Source organism: Trichlorobacter sp., assembly GCF_030247655.1.
Taxonomy (GTDB): domain Bacteria; phylum Desulfobacterota; class Desulfuromonadia; order Geobacterales; family Pseudopelobacteraceae; genus Trichlorobacter.
Window position 1 is genome coordinate 1 of record NZ_JAOTRZ010000338.1, and the last position, 1,967, is coordinate 1,967.

General features: G+C 44.2%; 2 protein-coding genes. Both read left to right on the top strand.

The genetic code is table 11. The features are described from left to right. The coding region (gene istA / locus OEL57_RS16430; RefSeq protein WP_300741990.1) for an IS21 family transposase at positions 1 to 1,339 on the top strand (1,339 nt) is incomplete at its 5' end. A gap of 17 nt (positions 1,340 to 1,356) precedes the next feature. Further along, positions 1,357 to 1,967 (top strand): ATP-binding protein (locus OEL57_RS16435; RefSeq protein ID WP_300741992.1); only part of this gene is annotated, 611 nt, incomplete at its 3' end.

Genomic DNA, 1,967 nt, shown 5'->3' on the forward strand with positions numbered 1-1,967 from the left:
ACCTGATCAACGCTATGAGGATTTAAAATCAAGGCTGGACTACATTCAGAAAGAGCTTACCCGCACCGGGGTTACAAAACTCAGGCTGTGGGAAGAATACCGGCAGCAAGTGCCGGAGGGTTATAGTTACTCTCAGTTTTGTGAACACCTTACCATGTGCAGCCGAAAGAATGCTGCAACAATGCACTTTGAGCATTCTGCGGGTGAACGAGTGCAGATCGATTTTGCAGGGAAGCCTCTTACTTACAGTGACTCTATCACGGGTGAAATAGTCATTTGCCCAGTTCTTGTATGTGTATTGCCTTATAGTGGGTATAGTTATGTTGAAGCCTTACCCTCTGCTAGCCAGGAACATCTTTTCCCCGCCTTAGGCAGGTGTATGACTTATTTTGGAGGCGTACCACAGAATGCCTTAAGCGATAACATGAGGCAGTATGTGAGTAGAAGTAATAGGTACGAGCCGGTTTTTACTGAAGTATGTGAACAATGGGCGCTGTATTACAATACAACTTTGTCGGCATCCAGAGTGGCAAAACCCAAAGATAAGCCTTCGGTGGAAAATATGGTTCATATCACCTATATGCGGGTATATGCCCCCTTGCGAAATGAGGTATTTTCCAGCCTGAAAGAGCTTAATCAAGCCATCCTGAAAGCGCTTGATGCTCACCACAAAACCCTCTTCCAGAGGCGTAATTACAGTCGTTTAGAACGTTTTATCCAGGATGAACAGCCCCTTCTCAGATCTCTTCCGGCAGAACCTTTTATCCTCAAACATACAGCCACGGCTAAAGTGCAAAAGAATTACCATATCATCCTTGGAGAAGACTGGCATCAGTACAGCGTTCCGTATCAGCATATTGGCAAACAAGTTAAACTTATTTATGACAATGACGAAGTTGAAATCTTTCTGGGTTTGCAACGCATTGCAATTCATACGCGTAATTACCGCAAACACGGATATACCACGCTGCCGGAACACATGCCGCAAAAACATCAGAGATATAATGAAACCAAAGGATGGAATGCTGAATATTTTCTGCGCAAAGCCAACGAATTTGGCCCCTGTTCCTATGAGGTCATCAAGCGGATACTTGAATCCAGAACTTTTACCGAGCAGGCATATAATGCCTGCCTGGGTTTAATGAGGTTATGTGAGCAATACGGGCAAGAACGTTTTGAGAATGCCTGTAAACGCGCCATGCAAACGCCTCGGGTAAACTATCGAACCATCGACAATATCCTGACGCACAACCTTGACAAACAATCCGAAGATCAGAACGATCTTTTTACAGTTATCCCGGATCACGAAAACCTTCGGGGGCCTGAAGCATATCATTAACCTTTAAATCAATCCATATGAACACTCAAATCACTTTAGATCAGTTGAAATCGCTAAAACTTCAGGGAATGGCTGATGCTTATCAGGCTATGTTATCCCTTCCCTTACAGGATCAGCCTCCGGTACATCAGTTTATTGCCAGGCTATCAGAGGCTGAAATCCAACACCGGGTATTGCTCAAAACCCAGACTTACCTCAAACTGAGCAAACTTCGCTACAATGCCGTAATGGAACAGGTATATTGCAATACATCCCGCAATCTCACACAGGATCATCTGGCCCGTATTGCCGATTGTGGCTTTATTGAACGCTCAGAAAACATCCTGATTACCGGTGCTACCGGTTGTGGAAAAAGTTATCTGGCTTGCGCCATTGGCAGACAGGCATGCTCATTTGGCTACAAAACACTATACCTTGGAATGACCAGATTCCTGGAAAAAATATCACAGACAAAGCTGGATGGAACCTACATCAAGATGCTAAACCAGATTGAAAAAACACATTTGCTTATCCTGGACGACTTTGGATTACATCCAATGGATAAAATCACCCGGCTTGCTTTGCTACAGATGCTTGAAGACAGATATGGGAAAAAGTCAACTCTGATCTCTTCACAACTACCAGTTGA